Source organism: Sinomonas albida (genome assembly GCF_004919045.1).
Lineage (GTDB): Bacteria > Actinomycetota > Actinomycetes > Actinomycetales > Micrococcaceae > Sinomonas > Sinomonas albida.
In genome coordinates this window covers 120,127-137,467 of record NZ_SWDW01000001.1, presented here as the reverse complement: position 1 = coordinate 137,467, position 17,341 = coordinate 120,127, and the positions used below count along the sequence as shown (strand labels likewise).

Sequence of the window (17,341 nt, the reverse complement as noted above, 5' to 3'; positions counted from 1 at the left end):
CACCGAGGCGGCGCGCCCGGCCCAAACCGTGTGGCGAGCCAGGCGCGCCTGCGCGGGTGCGGCAAGGCCTGGACGGCCGCTGCACGACGCGCGGCACGAGCAACTACTTCCGTCCCCAGTGCGGTCGGTATGCAACGTGCCTTTCACAGGCTAACCAGCACGCAGGACGGATCCGCAAGTTATGTGTCGGCGATGTCTTCAGCCCAAAGCTCCGGAGAATCCCGCTGGAAGGCGGCCATGAGCGCCACGCAGCGCTCGTCGTCGAGCACCGCCACCTGGACTCCACGTGATCTCAAAAGCTCGAGCTCGCCCGGAAAAGTCCGGGCCTCGCCGACCACGACGCGCGGGATCTTGAACTGGATGATGGTCCCGGCGCACATGGCGCACGGCGCGAGCGTCGTGTAGAGGACGGTGTCGCGATAGGTCCGCTGACGGCCCGCCGCGCGCAGCGCGGACATCTCGCCGTGCGCGATCGGGTCGCCGTGCTGGACGCGCTCATTATGGCCGACGGCGACCACCTCGCCTCCGCGGACGAGGGCCGCCCCGATCGGGATTCCACCCTCCCGGAACCCCTCGCGTGCGGCCTCGAGTGCCGCCTCGAACCCGGGGTCCGGCCTAGAACTGAGCCCGGTGACGATGGCCGGCTCCCCCGGCTCGCCCGCGCCCGCCGGCTCCCCCGCGCCCGACATCAGGCAGCCCCTGCCGGCCGCAGCATGACCTTGATCGCGCGCCGCTCGTCCATCGCGGCATACGCCTCGGCTGCGTCCTCAAGCGGCATGACGGAATCGAACACGAGCCCCGGCTCGATCGCCCCGGACAGGACGTCCGCGAGCAGCTCGGGCAGATACGCGCGGGTCGAGGCCGCGCCGCCTCCCACCGAGATGTTCTTCGAGAACAGCAGCCCGATGGGGAGTTCTGCCCCGCCGGCCGGCACCCCGACGAACCCGAGGCTCCCCCCCGGGCCGCGTGCAGCGCAGCGCCTGATCCATGGACTCGGACGTGCCGACGCATTCGAGCACGGAATCTGCCAGCACGCCGCCGAGCAGCTCCCTCACGGCGTCCGCCGCCGCCCGGCCGCGCTCCGCAACGACGTCGGTCGCGCCGAACCGCCGGGCGATCTCGGCCCGGTCCTCGTGCCGCGACATCGCGATGATCCGCTCGGCGCCCAGACGCTTCGCGGCGAGCACCCCGCAGAGTCCCACGGCGCCGTCGCCCACTACCACGACGCTCCGGCCAGGGCCCACGTTGGCGGCGAGCGCCGCGTGGTGGCCGGTGCCCATGACATCGGAGAGGGTGAGGAGGCTCTTGAGCAGCGCCTCGTCGGGATCGGTCACACCGGGCACCGGCACGAGGGTGCCATCCGCCATCGGGACACGCACGCGCTCGCCCTGCCCAGCGTCCACGGCGAAGCCCTGTTCGTCGGCTCCGCCCCACGAGGCGCGGTGTTCGCACGCGACCTGGACCCCGTTCCGGCATGAGGGGCACTCGCCGCACGAAACCGCCCACGGCGCCACGACGAGATCGCCCACCGCCACCGTCGTCACGGCCTGGCCGACCTCCTCGACGACGCCCACGAACTCGTGGCCGATTGGGTGCGGCTGCTCGACGGCGCGGACGCCGCGATACGGCCACAGGTCCGAGCCGCACACGCACGCAGCCGTGACGCGCACAACGGCGTCCCCCGGCAGCGCCAGCACGGGATCCGGCCGGTCCTCGACGCGGATGTCGCGGGGCGCATGGATGATCGTGGCTCGCATTCGGCCTCCTCAGTGGCGAATTCTGGACCGTCAGGCCCGGGTGTTCAGCTCCCAACCTACTGCGGTCTATGCTCGTCAGCGAGGTGGTCCCCATGCTCCAGCCGCAGCTCACCGACGGCCGGCGTCTCTACGACGCCCAGGCCTGGACCGACGCGCTCACGGCGTTCGAGCGCGCCGACGACGCTGCGCCGCTCCCCGCGGGCGACCTCAGGCGTTACGCCTTCAGCGCATTCCTGGTGGGCCGCGAGCAGCAGTGCATCGACCTCCTGGGGCGCGCCTTCCGCGGCTTCCTCGACGCGAACGACGGCGCCGCTGCCGCCCGCACCGCGTTCTGGCTCGCCGTGACGCACTCCACCCGCCGCGATGCGGCCCGCGCCGAGGCGTGGGGCCGACGAATGGCCGGGATCGTCGCCGCTGAGGGGCTCGACGCCGAGCGTGCGCTCGTCGCCGCGGGGCTTGGCCGCGTCGCGCTCGAATCCTCGAGTCCGACCGATGTGCGACGCGCCCTCGACCTCTCCCGCCAGGCGATCGTGATCGCCCGCCCGGCGAAGGACACAGATACCGAGGTGCTGTCACGGCTCAACGCGGGCTGGGCGCTTCTGCGTCTCGGGAGCACGTCGGAGGGCCTCGCGGAGCTGGACGAGGCCATGGCCACCGTCACCTCCGGCGAGGTGCAGACCCCGCTCGTCAACGGGATCGCCTACTGCTCGGTGATCTCGGCGTCGCTGAGCGCGTCCGACGTCGCCCGCGCGCGCGACTGGACCACCGCCGCGACCGATTGGTGCGCGCGGCACCCCGACCTCGTGCCGTTCCGCGGCCTGTGCCTCGTGCACCGCTCCGTGGTGAGAATGTTCGACGGCGACTGGCCGGGCGCGCTGGAGGAGGCCGTCACGGCGAGCAAGCGGCTCCTGCCGATGGACACCGGCCACGCGCGCTATCAGCTCGGCGAACTCCATCGGCTCGCGGGACGGTTCACCGAGGCCGAGAACGCCTACCGGCTTGCCAACGCGGCTGGCCGCCGCCCCGAGCCGGGGCTCATGCTCCTGCGCCTCGCGCAGGGACGCATCGACGCGGCCGCCGTCTCGGCGCGGCGTCTCAACTCCGAACTGAGCCTGCCCGGAGAGCGCGCCGAGTTCCTCCCCGCGTATGTCGAGGTCATGGCCGCTGCGGGCGATCCGGAGGCCGCCTCGGCCGGGGGCGAGGAACTGGCGCGCCTCGCGGACTCGCGCGGTTCGGGGCTGCCGAGGGCCCTCGCCCTCGCCGCCGCCGGAACGGCCCTGTGCGCGTCCGGGGAGGAGACCCTGGCCGTAGCGAAGCTCCGCGAGGCTTCGCTCGCGTGGCACGAGCTCGGTATGCCCTACCCCGAGGCGCGGGCGCGCGCAGCGCTGGGCCGCTGCTATGCCGCGCTCGGAGATGACGACGCTGCCGCCCTCGAGGTCGAGGCCGCCCGCGCCGCGTTCGAGCGGCTCGGCGCGGGGCCGGACCTCGCGGCGCTCCCTGGCCACGCGCCGTCGTCCGCCGGTCCCCTCACGGCCCGCGAAGTCGAGGTGATCCGGCTCGTCGCGAAGGGCCTGACCAACCGCGCGGTGGCCGATCGGCTCGTGCTGAGCGAAAAGACCGTGGCCCGGCACCTGGCCAACATCTACGCGAAGCTGGGGATCGCGTCCCGCGCCGCCGCGACCGCCTACGCGTACGACCACGGGCTCCTCGCTCACCCCTGACGCGCTGCGCCGTCGGCTCCGGGGTGCACAAATCTACCCATGCCACCGCGCGGCAAGATGCGCAATCCGCCCGACGCGGGCGCCGCCGCCCGCGCCGTACCGTCGAGGCAACGGACCGAACCACGGGCCGAAATCTCCAGGAGGGCATCATGGCGAGCATCGAGCCCCTCGTCCCAGGCACGGCGCGGAGCACCCATCAGGGCGGCGGGCGCGTCGAGACCGCGATCGTCGGCGGCGGGCAGGCCGGCCTCGCGACGGCCTACTGGCTGGCCCGCGCCGGGCGCGAGTGCGTGGTGCTCGAGGCGCGTGCCCGGATCGGCGACCAGTGGCGGGCACGCTACGACTCGCTGCGGCTCTTCACCCCGGCCCGCACCGACGGGCTGCCCGGCACGCCGTTCCCCGGCCCGGGATCGGCGTGCCCCACCGGCCGCCAACTCGCCGACTACCTCGAGGCCTACGCCGGCAGTCTCGACGTTCCGATCCACAGAGGCGTGCGGGTCACCTCAGTGGACCGCGACGCCGACGGCGGCTTCGTCCTCGAGACCACGGCCGGCGAGCTGCGGGCCGACAACGTTGTCCTCGCCGCCGGAAGCGACGCCGCCCCGAAGGTGCCCGAGTTCGCCGCGGAGCTCGACCCCGGGATCCGTCAGCTCCATTCGAGCGGCTATCGGAACCCCGCGCAGCTTCTGCCGGGGCCGGTCCTCGTGGTGGGGGCGAGCCAGTCCGGCGCCGATTTGGCGCTCGAGGCGGCGCAGGCCGGCCACGAGACCTGGCTCTCGGGCCGCCATCACGGCGAGATTCCCGTGGACGAACGGATCGTGGGCCCGATCTTCTGGATCGCGCAGAACTATGTCCTCACGCTCAAGACCCCGATCGGCCGGAAGATGCGGCCTGTGATCCGCCATGGCGGCTCGCCGCTCATCCGGACCAAGCGCGCGGACCTCGACGCCGCGGGGGTACGGCGGACGCAGTCCCGGACGGTCGGCTCAAGCGGTGGCCTCCCCCAGCTGGACGACGGCACCGTCCTCGACGTTGCGAACGTCCTGTGGTGCACGGGGTACCGGCCGGACTATTCGTATGTCCGTCCCGCAACGGTCGGCGCCGACGGCTTCCCCGCGGAGACGCTCGGCCTCGCCGATGGCGTGCCTGGCCTGTTCTACGTGGGGCTCCTGTTCCAGCGCGGCTTCTACTCGCACCTCGTGGGCGGCGTGGGCCGCGACGCGAGGTTCGTCGCGGACCGCATCGCCGAGCGCGCCGCCGAGCGCACCGCCGCCCGTCCCGCGACGCCATAACCGCAACGCCATAATCGCGATGCCATAACCGCGACGGCATCACAAGAACGACGGCGGCGGGGGGGGGGGGCGCGGGGAGGGGGGCGGCCGCCGGGGGGGGGGCGGAAGCCCCCCCCCACACCACCCCCCCCCCGGGCGGGTCCCCCCCCCCGCGCCCACCCCCCCCGGCCGCCGTCGTACTCGATGACGCGGTCGCGTCCGCAGGGTTCGCACCCCGCGGATCGCGCAGACCGGCTCAGAGGCTCGACTGAGCCTCGTGGGCCGGGTACACCGTGCGGAGGAGGTGGGCGGTCTCGGACGGGGTCTTGCCGACCTTGACGCCCGCGGCCTCGAGGGCCTCCTTCTTGGCCTGGGCCGTGCCGGAGGAACCGGAGACGATGGCGCCGGCGTGGCCCATCGTCTTGCCCTCGGGCGCGGTGAAGCCGGCCACGTAGCCGACCACGGGCTTCGTGACGTTGTTCTTGATGAACTCGGCCGCGCGCTCCTCGGCGTCGCCGCCGATCTCGCCGATCATCACGATGGCCTTGGTCTCGGGGTCGGCCTCGAACGCCGCGAGGGCGTCGATGTGCGTCGTGCCGATGACCGGGTCGCCGCCGATGCCGATCGCGGTCGAGAAGCCGAGGTCACGCAGCTCGTACATCATCTGGTACGTCAGCGTGCCGGACTTCGAGACCAGGCCCACGCCGCCCTTGCCCGTGATGTTCGCCGGCGTGATGCCCACGAGCGCCTCGCCCGGGGTGATGATGCCGGGGCAGTTCGGGCCGATGATGCGCGTGATCTGCTGGCCCTCGGCGTCCTTCTTGGACTGCGCGAGCGCCCAGAACTCGGCCGAGTCCTGGACCGGGACGCCCTCGGTGATGACCACGACGAGGCCGATCTCGGCCTCGATGGCCTCGACCACAGCGTCCTTCGTGAAGGCCGGCGGGACGAACACGATCGACGTGTCCGCGCCGGTCTCGGCCATGGCCTCCTTGACCGAGGCGAACACGGGGAGCTCGACCTCGGTCCCGTGCTGGTCGGCGTGCTTGACGGTCGTGCCCGCCTTGCGGGCGTTCACGCCGCCGACCACGTTCGTGCCGGCCGCGAGCATGCGAGCGGTGTGCTTGGAGCCCTCGCTGCCCGTGATGCCCTGGACGATGACCTTGTTGTTCTTGTTGAGGAAGATCGACATGATTCTTCGTCCCTTACTTCGCAGCGTAAGCGAGCTCGGCGGCCTTGTCGGCGCCCTGGTCCATGTTCTCCGCGAGGGTGACCAGCGGGTGGTTGGCCTCGTGGAGGATGCGGCGGCCCTCGTCGACGTTGTTACCGTCGAGACGGACCACGAGCGGCTTGTTCGCCGAGTCACCGAGCTTGCTGAGGGCGCCGACGATGCCGTTGGCCACGGCGTCGCACGCCGTGATGCCGCCGAAGACGTTGACGAACACGCTCTTGACCTGCGGGTCGCCGAGGATGATCGAGAGGCCGTTGGCCATGACCTCTGCCGAGGCGCCGCCGCCGATGTCGAGGAAGTTGGCCGGCTTGACGCTGCCGTGCGCCTCGCCGGCGTACGCGACGACGTCGAGCGTGGACATGACGAGCCCCGCGCCGTTGCCGATGATGCCGACCTCGCCGTCGAGCTTGACGTAGTTCAGGTCGAGGGCCTTCGCCTTGGCCTCGAGCGGGTCCTCGGAGTCCTTGTCGGCGAGCTCCTCGTGCTCCTTGTGGCGGATCGCGGCGTTCTCGTCGAGCGAGACCTTGCCGTCGAGCGCGATCAGGTCACCGGAGCCGGTCTTGACGAGCGGGTTGACCTCGACGAGCGTGGCGTCCTCCCCCTTGAAGACGTCCCACAGCTTGAGGATGACGTTCGCGACCTTCTCGCGCAGCTCGGGGGCGAAGCCCGCGGCCTCGGCGATCTCGGCGGCCTTGGCCTGGTCGATGCCCGTGCCCGGGTCAACCGCGATCCGGGCCAGCGCCTCGGGGCGCTCGACGGCGAGCTGCTCGATCTCCATGCCGCCCTCGACCGAGCACATGGCGAGGTAGTTGCGGTTCGAACGGTCCAGGAGCACGGAGAAGTAGTACTCCTCCGCGATGTCCGCACCGGCCGCGATCATGACCTTCTTGACCGTGTGGCCCTTGATGTCCATGCCGAGGATGTTCTGCGCGTGGGCGAACGCCTCCTCGGGCGTCTTGGCGACCTTGACACCGCCGGCCTTGCCGCGGCCTCCAACCTTGACCTGCGCCTTGACGACGGTCACTCCGCCGATCTTCTCGGCAGCAGCCTTGGCTTCCTCAGGGGTGTGCGCAACGATTCCGGCCAGCACGGGCACGCCGTGTGCCTCGAACAGATCGCGCGCCTGATATTCAAACAGGTCCACGGTTCAGTGTCCTCTACGTCGAAGTAGTTCTGACATCGGATCACCGTGGTTCGCCAGCGGGAGCTCCCCCGTCGGCGGGCCCAGTGCTCCAAGGGGAAACTCTAGTCCCTCGCTCGGGGCACCGTCCCCCGCGGGAAGGTTTCGTGACCAACCGCACAGCTCTACAGGCCGTAGAATCCGGGGATTTCAGCGCACCTGAGCGAGGACGAAACGGACGACGGCGGCAGGGTCACCCTGCCGCCGCCGTCCGTTTCGGGCCGCGGCGTTCAGCTCACCTTCGTGAGCGGCGCGTAGCGGAGCAGGAGCCGCTTCTCGCCGATCGGGAACGTGACCTTCGCGACGGTCTTGTCCCCTGAGCCCTCGACACCGATCACCGTGCCGTTGCCGAATGCTGTGTGGTTGACCTTGTCCCCGACCGAGACGGAGATGATCTCCTTCTGCGGCTGCACGCGATTGGCCCGAACCGAGGCGGGGGGCGTGGAGATGGCGTCGAACTGGGCGTTCCGGCTCGCGCCAGCACCCCATGACGACCCCGAGAACCGCGACGAGAAGCGGTCCCCGGCAGTCCCGACCGCGGGCGGCCGCGCCGAGCCCTCGCGCTTCCAGTCGATGAGCTCCGCCGGGACCTCGCCAATGAACTGGCTTGCGGGGTAGTACTCGCTCTGGCCCCAGAGGCTCCGGACCTCCGAGCGGGTCAGGTACAGCCGTTCACGGGCCCGCGTGAGGCCCACGTACGCGAGCCGGCGCTCCTCGGCGAGCTCCTCGGGATCCGTCGCGGACCGCCGGTGCGGGAACACGCCGTGCTCCATGCCCGTCAGGAACACGACCGGGAACTCGAGCCCCTTGGCGGTGTGCAGCGTCATGAGCGTCACGACGCCCTGCCGTCTGGCCTCCGCGACGGCCGCCTCGACCTCGGCTGCCGTCGCGCCGGGCGCGTCGGGGATCTGGTCCGCGTCCGCGACGAGCGAGACCTGCTCGAGGAATTCGGCGAGGCTCCCATCAGGATTGTCGCGCTCGTATTCGCGCACGACGGCGACGAGCTCGGCGAGGTTCTCAACGCGCGACTCGTCCTGGGGATCGGTCGAGCTCCGCAGCCCGGCGAGGTAGCCGGTCTGCTCGAGGACGGCCTCGAGCGCGGCCACCGCGCCCGAACCCGCCGCGACCACGGCCAGGTCGTCGAGGAGCTTCACGAAGCCATTGACCGCGTTGACCGATCGGGTCGCCATCGCGGGAGCCTCGTCCGCCCTCCGCATCGCGGCCATGAAGGAGATGCGGTCCCGCTCGGCGAGCGCTGCGAGCGCGCCCTCGGCGCGGTCCCCGATCCCCCGCTTGGGTTCGTTGAGCACGCGCCGGAGGTTGACGTCGTCGTCCGGGTTCACGAGGACGCGCAGGTAGGCGAGCGCGTCCTTGATCTCCTTGCGCTCGTAGAAGCGCGTGCCGCCCACCACCTTGTACGGGAGCCCGACGCGCATGAGGATTTCCTCGAGGCTGCGGGACTGCGCGTTCGTGCGGTAGAAGACCGCGACGTCGCCCGGGCGGTAGTCGCCCGAGTCGACGAGACGATCGATCTCGCCCGCGATGAAACGGGCCTCTTCGTGCTCGTTCTCCGCCGCGTAGCCGATGATCTTCTCGCCGTTGCCCTCGGCCGTCCAGAGCGTCTTCTCGGGCCGGTTGGGGTTGCGCGAGATGACGGCGTTGGCGGCGGAGAGGATGGTCTGCGTCGAACGGTAGTTTTGCTCGAGCTTGATGGTGCGGGCGTTCGGGTAGTCCTTCTCGAACTCCACGATGTTGCGGATGTCCGCGCCGCGGAACGCATAGATCGACTGGTCCGAGTCCCCGACCACGGTGAGCTCGGCGGGCCCAGGCGCCGTGCCGTTGTCCGGACCCACGAGTTCGCGCACGAGCGCGTACTGGGCATGGTTCGTGTCCTGGTACTCGTCGACGAGCACGTGCCGGAAGCGCCGCCGATACCCCTCCGCGATGGCGGGGAACGCCCGGAACATGTACACGGTCTGCGCGATGAGGTCGTCGAAGTCCATCGCGTTCGACTGCCGCAGCCGGTCGGCGTAGCCCTTGTAGACCTCGGCGACGCCGGCCTCGAACGGATCGCTAAGGTTGGCGCGCGCCGCGAAGTCGTCCGCGTCGATGAGCTCGTTCTTGAGCGCCGAGATCTTGTGCTGCACGGCCTTGGGCGCCACACGCTTCGGATCGAGTTCGAGCCCCTTGTGGACGAGCGTGATGAGCCGCAGCGAATCGGCCGAGTCGTAGATCGAGAAGTTCGAGTTGAGCCCCACCGAGGAGGCCTCGCGCCGCAGGATCCGCACGCACGAGGAGTGGAACGTCGAGATCCACATGCGCTTGGCCCGTTCGCCCACGAGCGACTCGATGCGCTCCCGCATCTCCGCGGCTGCCTTGTTCGTGAACGTGATCGCGAGGATCTCGCCGTGGTGGGCCCGCCCGGTCGCGATGAGATAGGCAATGCGGTGGGAGAGCACGCGAGTCTTGCCCGAGCCCGCCCCCGCGACGATGAGCAGCGGGCTCCCGGCGTGGATCACGGCCTCGTGCTGCTGCGGGTTGAGCCCGTCGAGGAGCCGCTCAGCGGCCGCCGAAGGCTGAATGGCCGACGGCGGCACGAACGTCCGCGCCGCGGCCTCCGGATCGCTCGTGGCCCACTCGGGCGGCAGCATGCCCCCGCGGTCCGCGGGGCCGGCCTGGCTCACGCGATCGCCACCTTCCGGCTCTTCCGCGCCCCCGGGCGTACCGGGCTTGGGCAGGTCAGCATACGGGTCGAAGAGCATCTCCATGATGAGATCCATTTTAAGACCTCACCCCGACACTCCTGCCCGCGCCGCCCCGCGCAGCCCCAAGCGCGCCATACGGCGCTACTCTGCGGGGGCCTCGGACGCTTCCTCTGGAGGCTCCTTGCGCACGCCGTAGTGGTGGCCCTCCGAATCCGTCTTGACGTCGATCCCTTCCAGTTCCTGGATCTCCTTGACGTCCTCGGGGTTCTGCCCGTGGGCCTCCGCCTCCAGCGGATCGCGGTGCGCCGCCGGTCCGTAGACGCTGCGCAGATGTCCCATGGTCCGCATGAAGTGACCCAGCTTCGAGTGCGGCGCCCCCGGCTCCTGGCGGCCGCCGTGCTCGGGCGAGCCGTCCGTCGGGTGGTTGGGCTCTGGCTCATCCTCCGGGTTCTCGAGGAGTGGCTCGCCGTCGGTCGTCGATTCACTCATGGTTTCCTCCTCTCGACCGCCACCACGTCAGTCGGTCGTCGACTCGACGGTCTCGCTGCTCGCGAAGACCTCCCGGGTCAGCTCGAGCACGTGATTCCGTGCGGTGAGAAGGTCCACGAGGATCTTCTCGAGCCGGGAGGCGATGCCCTCGTCGAGCCAGTCCCGCGCGTAGTACGCGAGGGGCTCGTACGCCGCGAGCGCCCCGTACACGACCTCGAGCGCGAGCGGCAGGACGGCGAGATCCATGATGGAGTTGTCGGTCTTGCGCAGGATCACGTGCGCCTCGTGGTCGAGGCCGTCGGCGGTATGGCCCGCGGGCACGGCGACGTTCCGTTCCAAATCGGCGAAGATGTCCTCGAGGACGGCCGCATGGGCGCGGGCCGCCTCCTGGAGGTCCCGCATGAGCGCGTTGACCTCGCGGCGCTGCGCGCGCTGTTCGAGCGTGCCGAGCGTCACGATGTTGCGGCGGCTCGTTCCGCGGGCGATCCCCAGCCGATAGACGAAGAGCTCATGGGCTTCAGTGAAGTACTCGAACACAGCGACCTCGCTTTCCGCGGCACAGCCACGGGCGCGAGCACCAGGGCCGCTGAGCCCTGTCCAATGCCTTCGTGCCGGGCATTGCCTGCGTCAATTTTCCCGCGAACGGCTTGGACGGGGCAATGCCCGGCGCCGCGGGGCCGATTCCGGCCGGGGCGTGCTACTCGTCCGCGCTCCGATGCTGTTCCACGAGGTCGGCCTCATCAGCCTCTGCTTCGACCACGACGTCCTCGCTGTCGATGAGGCCGTCCTCCTCGTCCCACAGGGGGACATCGGGCTCCACCGAGTAGTCCAGCGACGGGTCCTCTTCCTCGCTCAGGGTACGGACCGGGTCCTGGCCCTCAACGCTGACCATTGTGCTCCCTCCTTGGCCTTCGCTTCCGGATCTCTCCAGCACAGCACCGCGGGAAGTGCAGGTCAAGGCCTCTCGGAGTCAGCCGAAGTGGACCTCGGAGAGGGCCTCGAGGATCTCCCCGACTGCCGTTTCTCCGCCCGCTGCGAACCACGTGAGGCCGTTGACCTCGACGGTTCCGGTCGTTCCGCCGGCCGCTCGGACGATCGCCTTTCCGGGCAGCCAGTCCCACTGGGGGCATGAGTGCTGGAACCAGGCACCGATCTCGCCCTCGGACACGCGCGCCAGATCGCACGAGCCCGAGCCGAGGATGCGGATCGAGGCGGCCTTGACCGCGGCGTTGTGCCACGGCATCGCCGAGAGCGGCTGCGCGAGCCACTTCGGCTGGATCGAGGTCGCCGCCCCCAGGAGGCCGAGGCGCGCGTTGGTGGGCCCCTCGAGCGGCTCGCCGTTGAGCGTGGCCGGGGCGCTGTCGCCTCCGAGCCACAGCTTGTCCTCCTGCGGCTGGAAGATCGCGCCGAGCTGGACGTCCGGATCCGGCTCGCTCGGGTTGGCCTCGCCGCGCAGCGCGATGGCCGAGCACCAGTAGCGCGAGCCCGAGAAGAAGTTGTACGTGCCGTCCACGGGGTCGATGACCCACGTGCGTCCGGAGGTCGACGGCACCGACGCCCCTTCCTCGCCGAATACGCCGTCCTGCGGCCGGCAGACACGGAGCTGCTCGACCACGTACGCCTCGGCGGCCTTGTCGGCCGCCGTGACAATGTCGGAGACGGAGGTCTTCCGCTCGGCGGAGAGACCCTCGCGGCGCATGCGCAGGGCTAGGCCGCCTGCGTTGCGCACGAGAGCGCCCGCGAGCGCGGCGTCGTCTAGTGAGGGATCGAGGGCCAGGTCGTCGGTCAGCTCAGGCACGGTAACCAGCCTACGATAATGGGAGCATGTCCAAGACCCCCGCCCAGCGCGCCCGCAAGCACGGCGAGCGGGCCGCCGTGGCCCCTTCCGCGCGTCCCGGCGCCCGCGTCCCCGCCCCACAGGCCACCCCCAGGGCCCCGCAGGCGGAGGGCAACCCGAAGCTCATCATCATCGCGGCCCTCGGAGCCACGGTGTTCATGTTCTGGTACCTGCACCTGCTCGCGCTCGCGCAGATGACCCAGCTCAGCAGCGGCCTGGCGATGCCGGACTCGATGGTTGCCGGATTCGCGCCGTCCTACCTGGAGCAGGTTCGCGGCGCGATGAACGCGGATGCGCTCGGGCAGCTGAGCTACGTCCACAAGACCGCGGGCACCATCTTCCCCCTCGTATTCGGGCTCGCGTTCGCGCTCGTCTTCGGCGCGTGGGTGCGCGGGCTGGCCGCACGCCGGGCGGGGTTCGCGCTCGTGGGGGCCTTCGTCATCGTCCGCATCGCGGGCAATATCGTGATCGACACGGCGCTCGGCTCGCAGCCCTTCAACTCCGGGCTCGCGGCGCTCGCCGCCGGGCTCGTGATCGCGGGCTGGGCGCTGTTCGCCCTCGTCCTGCTGCTCTGGGGCGCGAACGCGCTGATCAGCTGGCGCCGGAAGCAGGCTGCCGCGGGCCAAGCCGCCTGACCTCGGCCCGGGTGCGCTGCGCCCCGGACGCGATGACGCCGCCCATGACCACGATCCCGACCGTCACCGGGTAGACGATGGCGCGCTCGAGCGCTCCGGGATACGGGACCTGAAGATGGGTCAGCACAAGGAGCACGGTCGCCGCCGCGGCCACCGCGCCGAAGGCCATGAGCGCCCAGCCCGCGCGCGTCCGGGTGCGCCACTGCGCGCCGAGGACCATGGCGGCGAGCGAAGCGCTCGCGAAGTACACGAGGGCGGCCGCGCCGTGGATCCAGTTGACGACGTCCTCCTGGACGAGACCCACGAGGATGAGCCCCACCCCTCCGACGCCGAAGAGGATGCGGACCGCGAGCGCCACGAGGTGGCCACGGCGGACGGCGGGGTGGTCCCGCGCGACGCGTGCCGGTCCGGCCGCCGCGACGGCCGCGGTGAGCCGCGCATGGGCGCGCACGGAGGGGCCGTGCGCCGCGACGCGCAGCACGCGGGTGGAGATGAGCAGGGCCGCGACGATGAGCCCCACGCCCTGGAGCACGAACGAACCGTCCATGAGCCAGTTGAGGGGCGAGCACACGTAGCGCCCGTTGTGGATCCCGCAGTGGGCGGCGCCGAGGTCGCTGATGACGTTCGTCGCGTAGTTGTACGCCTGCTCCCCCGCCCACGCGAGGGCCGTGGCGGCCTCCGCGACGAAGAACTGGACCACGCTCACCGCGGACCACGCGCCCAGATAATGGCGGACGTCCGCGGGGGCCGGAAAGGCTTGCCTCGAGCGCATGAGCCAACGATAGCCGCGACCACGGCGGGACCTTGGCAGCAACGGGGTGCCGCGAACCGATATGCTTGAGAGCGTGCCCGGGCGCTCCGGGCGGGCCCCCGTAGCTCAGTAGGATAGAGCGGCCCTCTCCTAAAGGGCAGGCCATCGGTTCGATTCCGGTCGGGGGCACTTGGTGTATCTGGTGCCAGATCTTCGCGCATTCCTGCGCGGCAGCTGGGCGGTCGAGCGCACCATGCTGGACCGTTCCAGCGGCGCGCGCGGAAGCTTCTCCGGGACCGTGACCTTCGGGGACGCGGACGACGGCGCCGCCCTCCTTCAGCGCGAGCACGGCACCGTCCGCTGGGGCGACCACGAGGGGCCCGCAAGCCGCGAGTACGTGTGGCGGCCCGGCGGCCCTCCAGGCGCGATGGACGTCTTCTTCCCCGACGGCCGCTTCTTCCACTCCGTCCGGCTGGGCGGACCGGCTCCCCGCCCCGCGGGATCCAGTGCCGCCGAACTTGGCGGCACGGCCACGCGCGGCGAGTCCCAGCCCGCGGAATGGCGGGCGGAGCATTGGTGCGACCCGGACGACTACCGCGTCACCTATGCCGCGACGGGCCCGGACGAGCTTCGCTACGAATGGGACGTCACGGGCCCGGCAAAGGATCTGCTCCTCACGAGCATCCTCCGCCGGGCCCGCCCACGATGACCCCACGCCGGGGCGGCTCCTCCCCCTGACGAGGGGCCGCCTCCCACCCGACGAAGGGTCAGCTCACTCAGACGCCCTTGTTGTAGACGTCGAGGCCAAACCGGTTGAGCCCCGGGGTTCCGGCGTAGCCGAGATACGGGAGGCCGAACAGGTCCTCGATGCTCGCCAGCAGGCTGTAGTGGTTGTACGGCGTCGTGGACCACGTGCCGCCCGCCGTGAACGGCGAGAGCACGAGCGCTCCGACTCGGCCGCCGCCCAGTCCCGTGATCCCCGGCAGTGGCGAGTTGGGGCCAGGCCCCTCGCCGCAGCACGCGCTCGCGTCCTGCTGGGGCCCGTCCGATTCGTCGAACGTGATGACCAGGACGCCGTCCTGCTTGAACGCCGGCGAGTTCGTGATGGTCGGGACCCACGTCTTCAGCCACGCGTCGGCGGACGCGAGGCCGCCGGGCTCACCGTCGACGCACGGCGAGTCGTGCCCGTCGTGGCACAGGTTCGGGGTGATGTAGGAGAGGCTCGGGGTCGTCGAGGCTGAGGCGAGGTCGCCCCTCAAGGCGGAGAGGTCGACGTCGTTCGCCGCGCACGCCGGCGAGCCCGTGATGCTCTGGAAGTACACGAACGGGTTGTGGCGCGCGGCGTACTGGTCGCCCACGCGGGCCTTCTGGGTATCGTCCGCGGCGCCGAGCTGCGGGTGGCGGCATGGCGTGCCCATGTCCTCCATGTAGCCCTTCCACGTCTTGCCCGCCGCGGTGAGCTGGTCGGCGACCGTCGTGACGCCCTTCGGGTACACGCAGCCATCCCCGACCGCCTGGCCTTGCGGCGCGGTGCCCGTCTGAGCGAACGGCGTGTAGACCTGGCAGTCGCCCTGGGTCTGCGGGTTGGGGCCCTGGCCGGAGATCTGCGAGACATAGTTGTCGAGCGAGTTGTGGCCGGTCCCGTAGTACGTGTTGAGCAGGGCTCCCTGCGAGCGCAGCGTCTGCGAGAGGTACGGCGCCTGCGACGCCGGGCCCCACGTCTCGTCGTAGCCCTTGTTCTCGAGGTTGATGACGAACACATGCGAGCTCTTCGGGAGGTACTGCGGCGTCTGGTCGGCGGCTGATGCCTGCCCGAACCCAGCCCGCACGAGCGCGACGGCGGCGAGCGCCAACACGGCGACGGCCGCGAGGACGACGGCGAGCGGCCGACGGTGGGCGATGCCTCCAACGGTGAACCGGGTCATGAGAGCTTCCATCCTTCCGCGATGGCCTTCTCCTTGAGGGGGTGCCACTCGTCCTCCGGGTCTCCCCCGGGCAGCGGCGTACACGCGGCACCGGCAACGAATGGCGGTACGAGGTACTGCGGCGCGGAGAGATTCGGCGCGCTCGAGAAGTCGAGGACTTCGGCGAGGTTGTTGGCGTTGGCATCACGCGGCGTGAGCGCGGGGAGGCCCCAGCGCCACTCGATCGCCTTGAGCACCGACGTGTGGTCGTAGAGCCCCGAGGCGACGTTCGCCCGCCGGGCGTACGGGGAGACGACGAGGGCCGGGACGCGGAAGCCGCGCAGCGCCGTCGTCGGGCTCGTGTCGGGGGCCGAGCCCGGGGCGACGTGGTCGAAGAAGCCGCCCCACTCGTCGAAGTTGACCACCAGGAGCGTCCGTGACCAGGCTGGCGACGTCGTGATCGCGTGGTAGACCTCGTTGAGGAACAGCTCGCCCGAGCGGACATCGGCGTGCGGGTGGTCGTCGCCAGAGGTGCCGGAGCCCTCGTCCATGAACCGCGGGTCGACGAAACTCACCGACGGCAGCGTGCCCGCCGCGCAGTCGCTCAGGAACTGGGAGTACGGGGACGAGATGGGAAGGTACTTGGTGCCCCACAGGGCGAGGAACGGCACGTCGGAGAAGTAGTACCTCCCCGAGACGCCCGCGGCGGCCAGGCTGTCCCAGATCGTGGGGATCGTCGCGGTGGCGGTCGAGTTGTGGATCCGGTCGGTCTGGGCCGAGTGCTGGTAGAAGCGGTTCGGGTAGGTCTCGGCCATGACTGCGGCGTAGTAGTTGTCGCACACCGTCCACGCGGGGGCGGCCTGGGCCCAGAACGCGAGATCGTCCGAGGTGTAGTAGCCGATGGCGAAGTCGTCGTTCTCGCCGGCGCGGAGCCAGCCGTCGCACTTGCCGTTGTTGAACTCGATCCGGCCGCCCTCGTACGAATGGTCCGGATCCGGGTGGCTGCAGCCCTGGTAGTCGGTGAGGTGGTGGGTCCCGTGCGGGACGCCGTAGCGGTCCACGTAGGTGAACCCCGACTGCCGTCCGTTGGCTCGCGGAAGCCAGCCGAGGAAGTGGTCGAACGATCGGTTCTCCATCATCACGACGACGATGTGGTCGATCCCGGAGGCAGCGGGGGCGGGCAGGGCCGAGGCTGCGATCCCGGCGGCCGGGCGCCCGGCCTGGCTCTGGGCGGCGGCCGGAACGGCGGTGGCGCCGACTGCGGTCACGGCAGCGGCTGACAGGAAGTTGCGGCGAGAGATGCTCACGGCCCTCCAAGTTACCGGTCAGTAGAGCCGTTCGGAGCCGGTGTCACCGAGCGTTCATTGGGGGTTAGCGGTTTTCCCACGCAACTCCCAGACAAGGGTCCAAATCTGGGAATTCCCTGAGCGACGCCGGTCACGGGGTCGCGTGGCGGGCCGCGGCGAGTGCGGGGAGCACGTGGTCCGTGAGAAGCGGTGCGAGGTCTTGGGGAAGCTCCGCCTCGGGATCGAGCCAGCGGAGCTCCGCGATCTCCGCGGACGCGCGGATCCCGGCCGGGTCATGGACACCGGGCGCGGTGAACACGGTGGCCTCGATCTCCGTGCCCGCCTCGTTGGCAGCGCGCGCGATCCAGAAGCCCACGTAGTCAAGCTCCTGCGGGGCCACATCGATTCCGACTTCTTCGGCCAGCTCACGGCTCGCCGCCTCGGCGGCGGTCTCTCCCGGCTCGGGCTTGCCGCCCGGGTGCATGAACCGCTCGGTGCCGCGCTTGCGCACGGTCAGGAGCCGGCCGTCCCGAGAGAAGACGCACACTGCTGACACGACAATCCGGGAGGTCAC

The 17,341-nt window shown here is 70.7% G+C and carries 16 protein-coding genes, 1 tRNA gene and 1 pseudogene; 5 read left to right on the top strand and 13 right to left on the bottom strand.

The window, feature by feature from the left end:
- Positions 1-179: 179 nt before the first annotated feature.
- Together E6A26_RS00630 and E6A26_RS00625 are read right to left on the bottom strand one after the other, a co-directional pair.
- On the bottom strand, positions 180-689 hold the full coding sequence (locus tag E6A26_RS00630) for a nucleoside deaminase (RefSeq protein WP_136609252.1): 510 nt from the start codon (positions 687-689) through the stop codon (positions 180-182).
- Positions 689-1,757 (bottom strand): annotated as a pseudogene (locus tag E6A26_RS00625) (zinc-dependent alcohol dehydrogenase family protein). Before E6A26_RS00625 ends, E6A26_RS00630 begins: the two are co-directional and overlap by 1 nt.
- Positions 1,758-1,825: 68 nt before the next feature.
- Here E6A26_RS00625 and E6A26_RS00620 point away from each other — a divergent pair.
- Both E6A26_RS00620 and E6A26_RS00615 read left to right on the top strand, forming a co-directional pair.
- A complete protein-coding gene (locus tag E6A26_RS00620) occupies positions 1,826-3,478 on the top strand; it encodes a helix-turn-helix transcriptional regulator (RefSeq protein WP_136609251.1) in 1,653 nt (550 codons plus the stop codon).
- Between the two features lie 149 nt (positions 3,479-3,627).
- Positions 3,628-4,770, top strand: a complete 1,143-nt coding sequence (locus E6A26_RS00615; protein ID WP_136609250.1) for a flavin-containing monooxygenase — start codon at positions 3,628-3,630, stop codon at positions 4,768-4,770.
- Positions 4,771-5,005: 235 nt separating this feature from the next.
- On the opposite strand, the gene sucD is transcribed toward E6A26_RS00615, so the two are convergent.
- The 7 genes from sucD to E6A26_RS00575 all read right to left on the bottom strand — a co-directional run bounded on the left by sucD (position 5,006) and on the right by E6A26_RS00575 (position 12,143).
- Complete coding sequence (sucD, locus tag E6A26_RS00605; protein ID WP_136609249.1) at positions 5,006-5,941, bottom strand: succinate--CoA ligase subunit alpha; 936 nt, start codon at positions 5,939-5,941, stop codon at positions 5,006-5,008.
- A gap of 13 nt (positions 5,942-5,954) precedes the next feature.
- The gene (gene sucC / locus E6A26_RS00600; protein WP_136609248.1) at positions 5,955-7,124 is read right to left on the bottom strand and encodes an ADP-forming succinate--CoA ligase subunit beta; all 1,170 of its coding nucleotides are present in this window, start codon (positions 7,122-7,124) and stop codon (positions 5,955-5,957) included.
- A 266-nt stretch (positions 7,125-7,390) separates the two neighbouring features.
- A complete protein-coding gene (gene pcrA / locus E6A26_RS00595) occupies positions 7,391-9,940 on the bottom strand; it encodes a DNA helicase PcrA (RefSeq protein WP_407695346.1) in 2,550 nt (849 codons plus the stop codon).
- Between the two features lie 66 nt (positions 9,941-10,006).
- A complete protein-coding gene (locus tag E6A26_RS00590; RefSeq protein WP_136609247.1) occupies positions 10,007-10,354 on the bottom strand; it encodes a hypothetical protein in 348 nt (115 codons plus the stop codon).
- 27 nt (positions 10,355-10,381) lie between these two features.
- On the bottom strand, positions 10,382-10,891 hold the full coding sequence (locus E6A26_RS00585; protein ID WP_136609246.1) for a DUF892 family protein: 510 nt from the start codon (positions 10,889-10,891) through the stop codon (positions 10,382-10,384).
- Between the two features lie 160 nt (positions 10,892-11,051).
- On the bottom strand, positions 11,052-11,246 hold the full coding sequence (locus tag E6A26_RS00580) for a hypothetical protein (protein ID WP_136609245.1): 195 nt from the start codon (positions 11,244-11,246) through the stop codon (positions 11,052-11,054).
- A 78-nt stretch (positions 11,247-11,324) separates the two neighbouring features.
- Positions 11,325-12,143 (bottom strand): inositol monophosphatase family protein, encoded by an 819-nt coding sequence (locus tag E6A26_RS00575; RefSeq protein WP_268815198.1) that lies wholly within the window; start codon positions 12,141-12,143, stop codon positions 11,325-11,327.
- 35 nt (positions 12,144-12,178) lie between these two features.
- On the opposite strand from E6A26_RS00575, the gene E6A26_RS00570 reads away from it, so the two are divergent.
- Entirely contained in the window at positions 12,179-12,826 is a 648-nt protein-coding gene (locus E6A26_RS00570; protein ID WP_211128861.1) for a hypothetical protein, read from the top strand.
- Here E6A26_RS00570 and E6A26_RS00565 read toward each other — a convergent pair.
- A complete protein-coding gene (locus E6A26_RS00565; protein ID WP_136609244.1) occupies positions 12,783-13,598 on the bottom strand; it encodes a DUF998 domain-containing protein in 816 nt (271 codons plus the stop codon). The two genes, E6A26_RS00570 and E6A26_RS00565, sit on opposite strands and share 44 nt — an antisense overlap.
- A gap of 94 nt (positions 13,599-13,692) precedes the next feature.
- Between E6A26_RS00565 and E6A26_RS00560 the strand changes: the two genes are divergently transcribed.
- Positions 13,693-13,766 (top strand) — tRNA-Arg (locus E6A26_RS00560).
- Positions 13,767-13,779: 13 nt separating this feature from the next.
- On the top strand, positions 13,780-14,286 hold the full coding sequence (locus E6A26_RS00555; protein WP_234864833.1) for a DUF6314 family protein: 507 nt from the start codon (positions 13,780-13,782) through the stop codon (positions 14,284-14,286).
- Between the two features lie 67 nt (positions 14,287-14,353).
- Here E6A26_RS00555 and E6A26_RS00550 read toward each other — a convergent pair whose 3' ends face one another.
- The 3 genes from E6A26_RS00550 to E6A26_RS00540 all read right to left on the bottom strand — a co-directional run bounded on the left by E6A26_RS00550 (position 14,354) and on the right by E6A26_RS00540 (position 17,341).
- Positions 14,354-15,502, bottom strand: a complete 1,149-nt coding sequence (locus tag E6A26_RS00550; protein WP_136609242.1) for an alkaline phosphatase family protein — start codon at positions 15,500-15,502, stop codon at positions 14,354-14,356.
- Entirely contained in the window at positions 15,499-16,788 is a 1,290-nt protein-coding gene (locus E6A26_RS00545) for an alkaline phosphatase family protein (RefSeq protein ID WP_136609241.1), read from the bottom strand. The genes E6A26_RS00550 and E6A26_RS00545 overlap by 4 nt, the downstream gene beginning before the upstream one ends.
- Before the next feature lie 130 nt (positions 16,789-16,918).
- A complete protein-coding gene (locus tag E6A26_RS00540) occupies positions 16,919-17,341 on the bottom strand; it encodes an NUDIX hydrolase (protein ID WP_136609240.1) in 423 nt (140 codons plus the stop codon).

Coding starts and splice junctions, on each gene's coding strand:
- E6A26_RS00630 (WP_136609252.1), bottom strand. CDS start 689: ATGTCGGGCGCGGGGGAGCCGGCGGGCGCGGGCGAGCCGGGGGAGCCG.
- E6A26_RS00620 (WP_136609251.1), top strand. CDS start 1,826: ATGCTCGTCAGCGAGGTGGTCCCCATGCTCCAGCCGCAGCTCACCGAC.
- E6A26_RS00615 (WP_136609250.1), top strand. CDS start 3,628: ATGGCGAGCATCGAGCCCCTCGTCCCAGGCACGGCGCGGAGCACCCAT.
- sucD (WP_136609249.1), bottom strand. CDS start 5,941: ATGTCGATCTTCCTCAACAAGAACAACAAGGTCATCGTCCAGGGCATC.
- pcrA (WP_407695346.1), bottom strand. CDS start 9,940: ATGGATCTCATCATGGAGATGCTCTTCGACCCGTATGCTGACCTGCCC.
- E6A26_RS00590 (WP_136609247.1), bottom strand. CDS start 10,354: ATGAGTGAATCGACGACCGACGGCGAGCCACTCCTCGAGAACCCGGAG.
- E6A26_RS00580 (WP_136609245.1), bottom strand. CDS start 11,246: ATGGTCAGCGTTGAGGGCCAGGACCCGGTCCGTACCCTGAGCGAGGAA.
- E6A26_RS00570 (WP_211128861.1), top strand. CDS start 12,179: ATGTCCAAGACCCCCGCCCAGCGCGCCCGCAAGCACGGCGAGCGGGCC.
- E6A26_RS00565 (WP_136609244.1), bottom strand. CDS start 13,598: ATGCGCTCGAGGCAAGCCTTTCCGGCCCCCGCGGACGTCCGCCATTAT.
- E6A26_RS00550 (WP_136609242.1), bottom strand. CDS start 15,502: ATGACCCGGTTCACCGTTGGAGGCATCGCCCACCGTCGGCCGCTCGCC.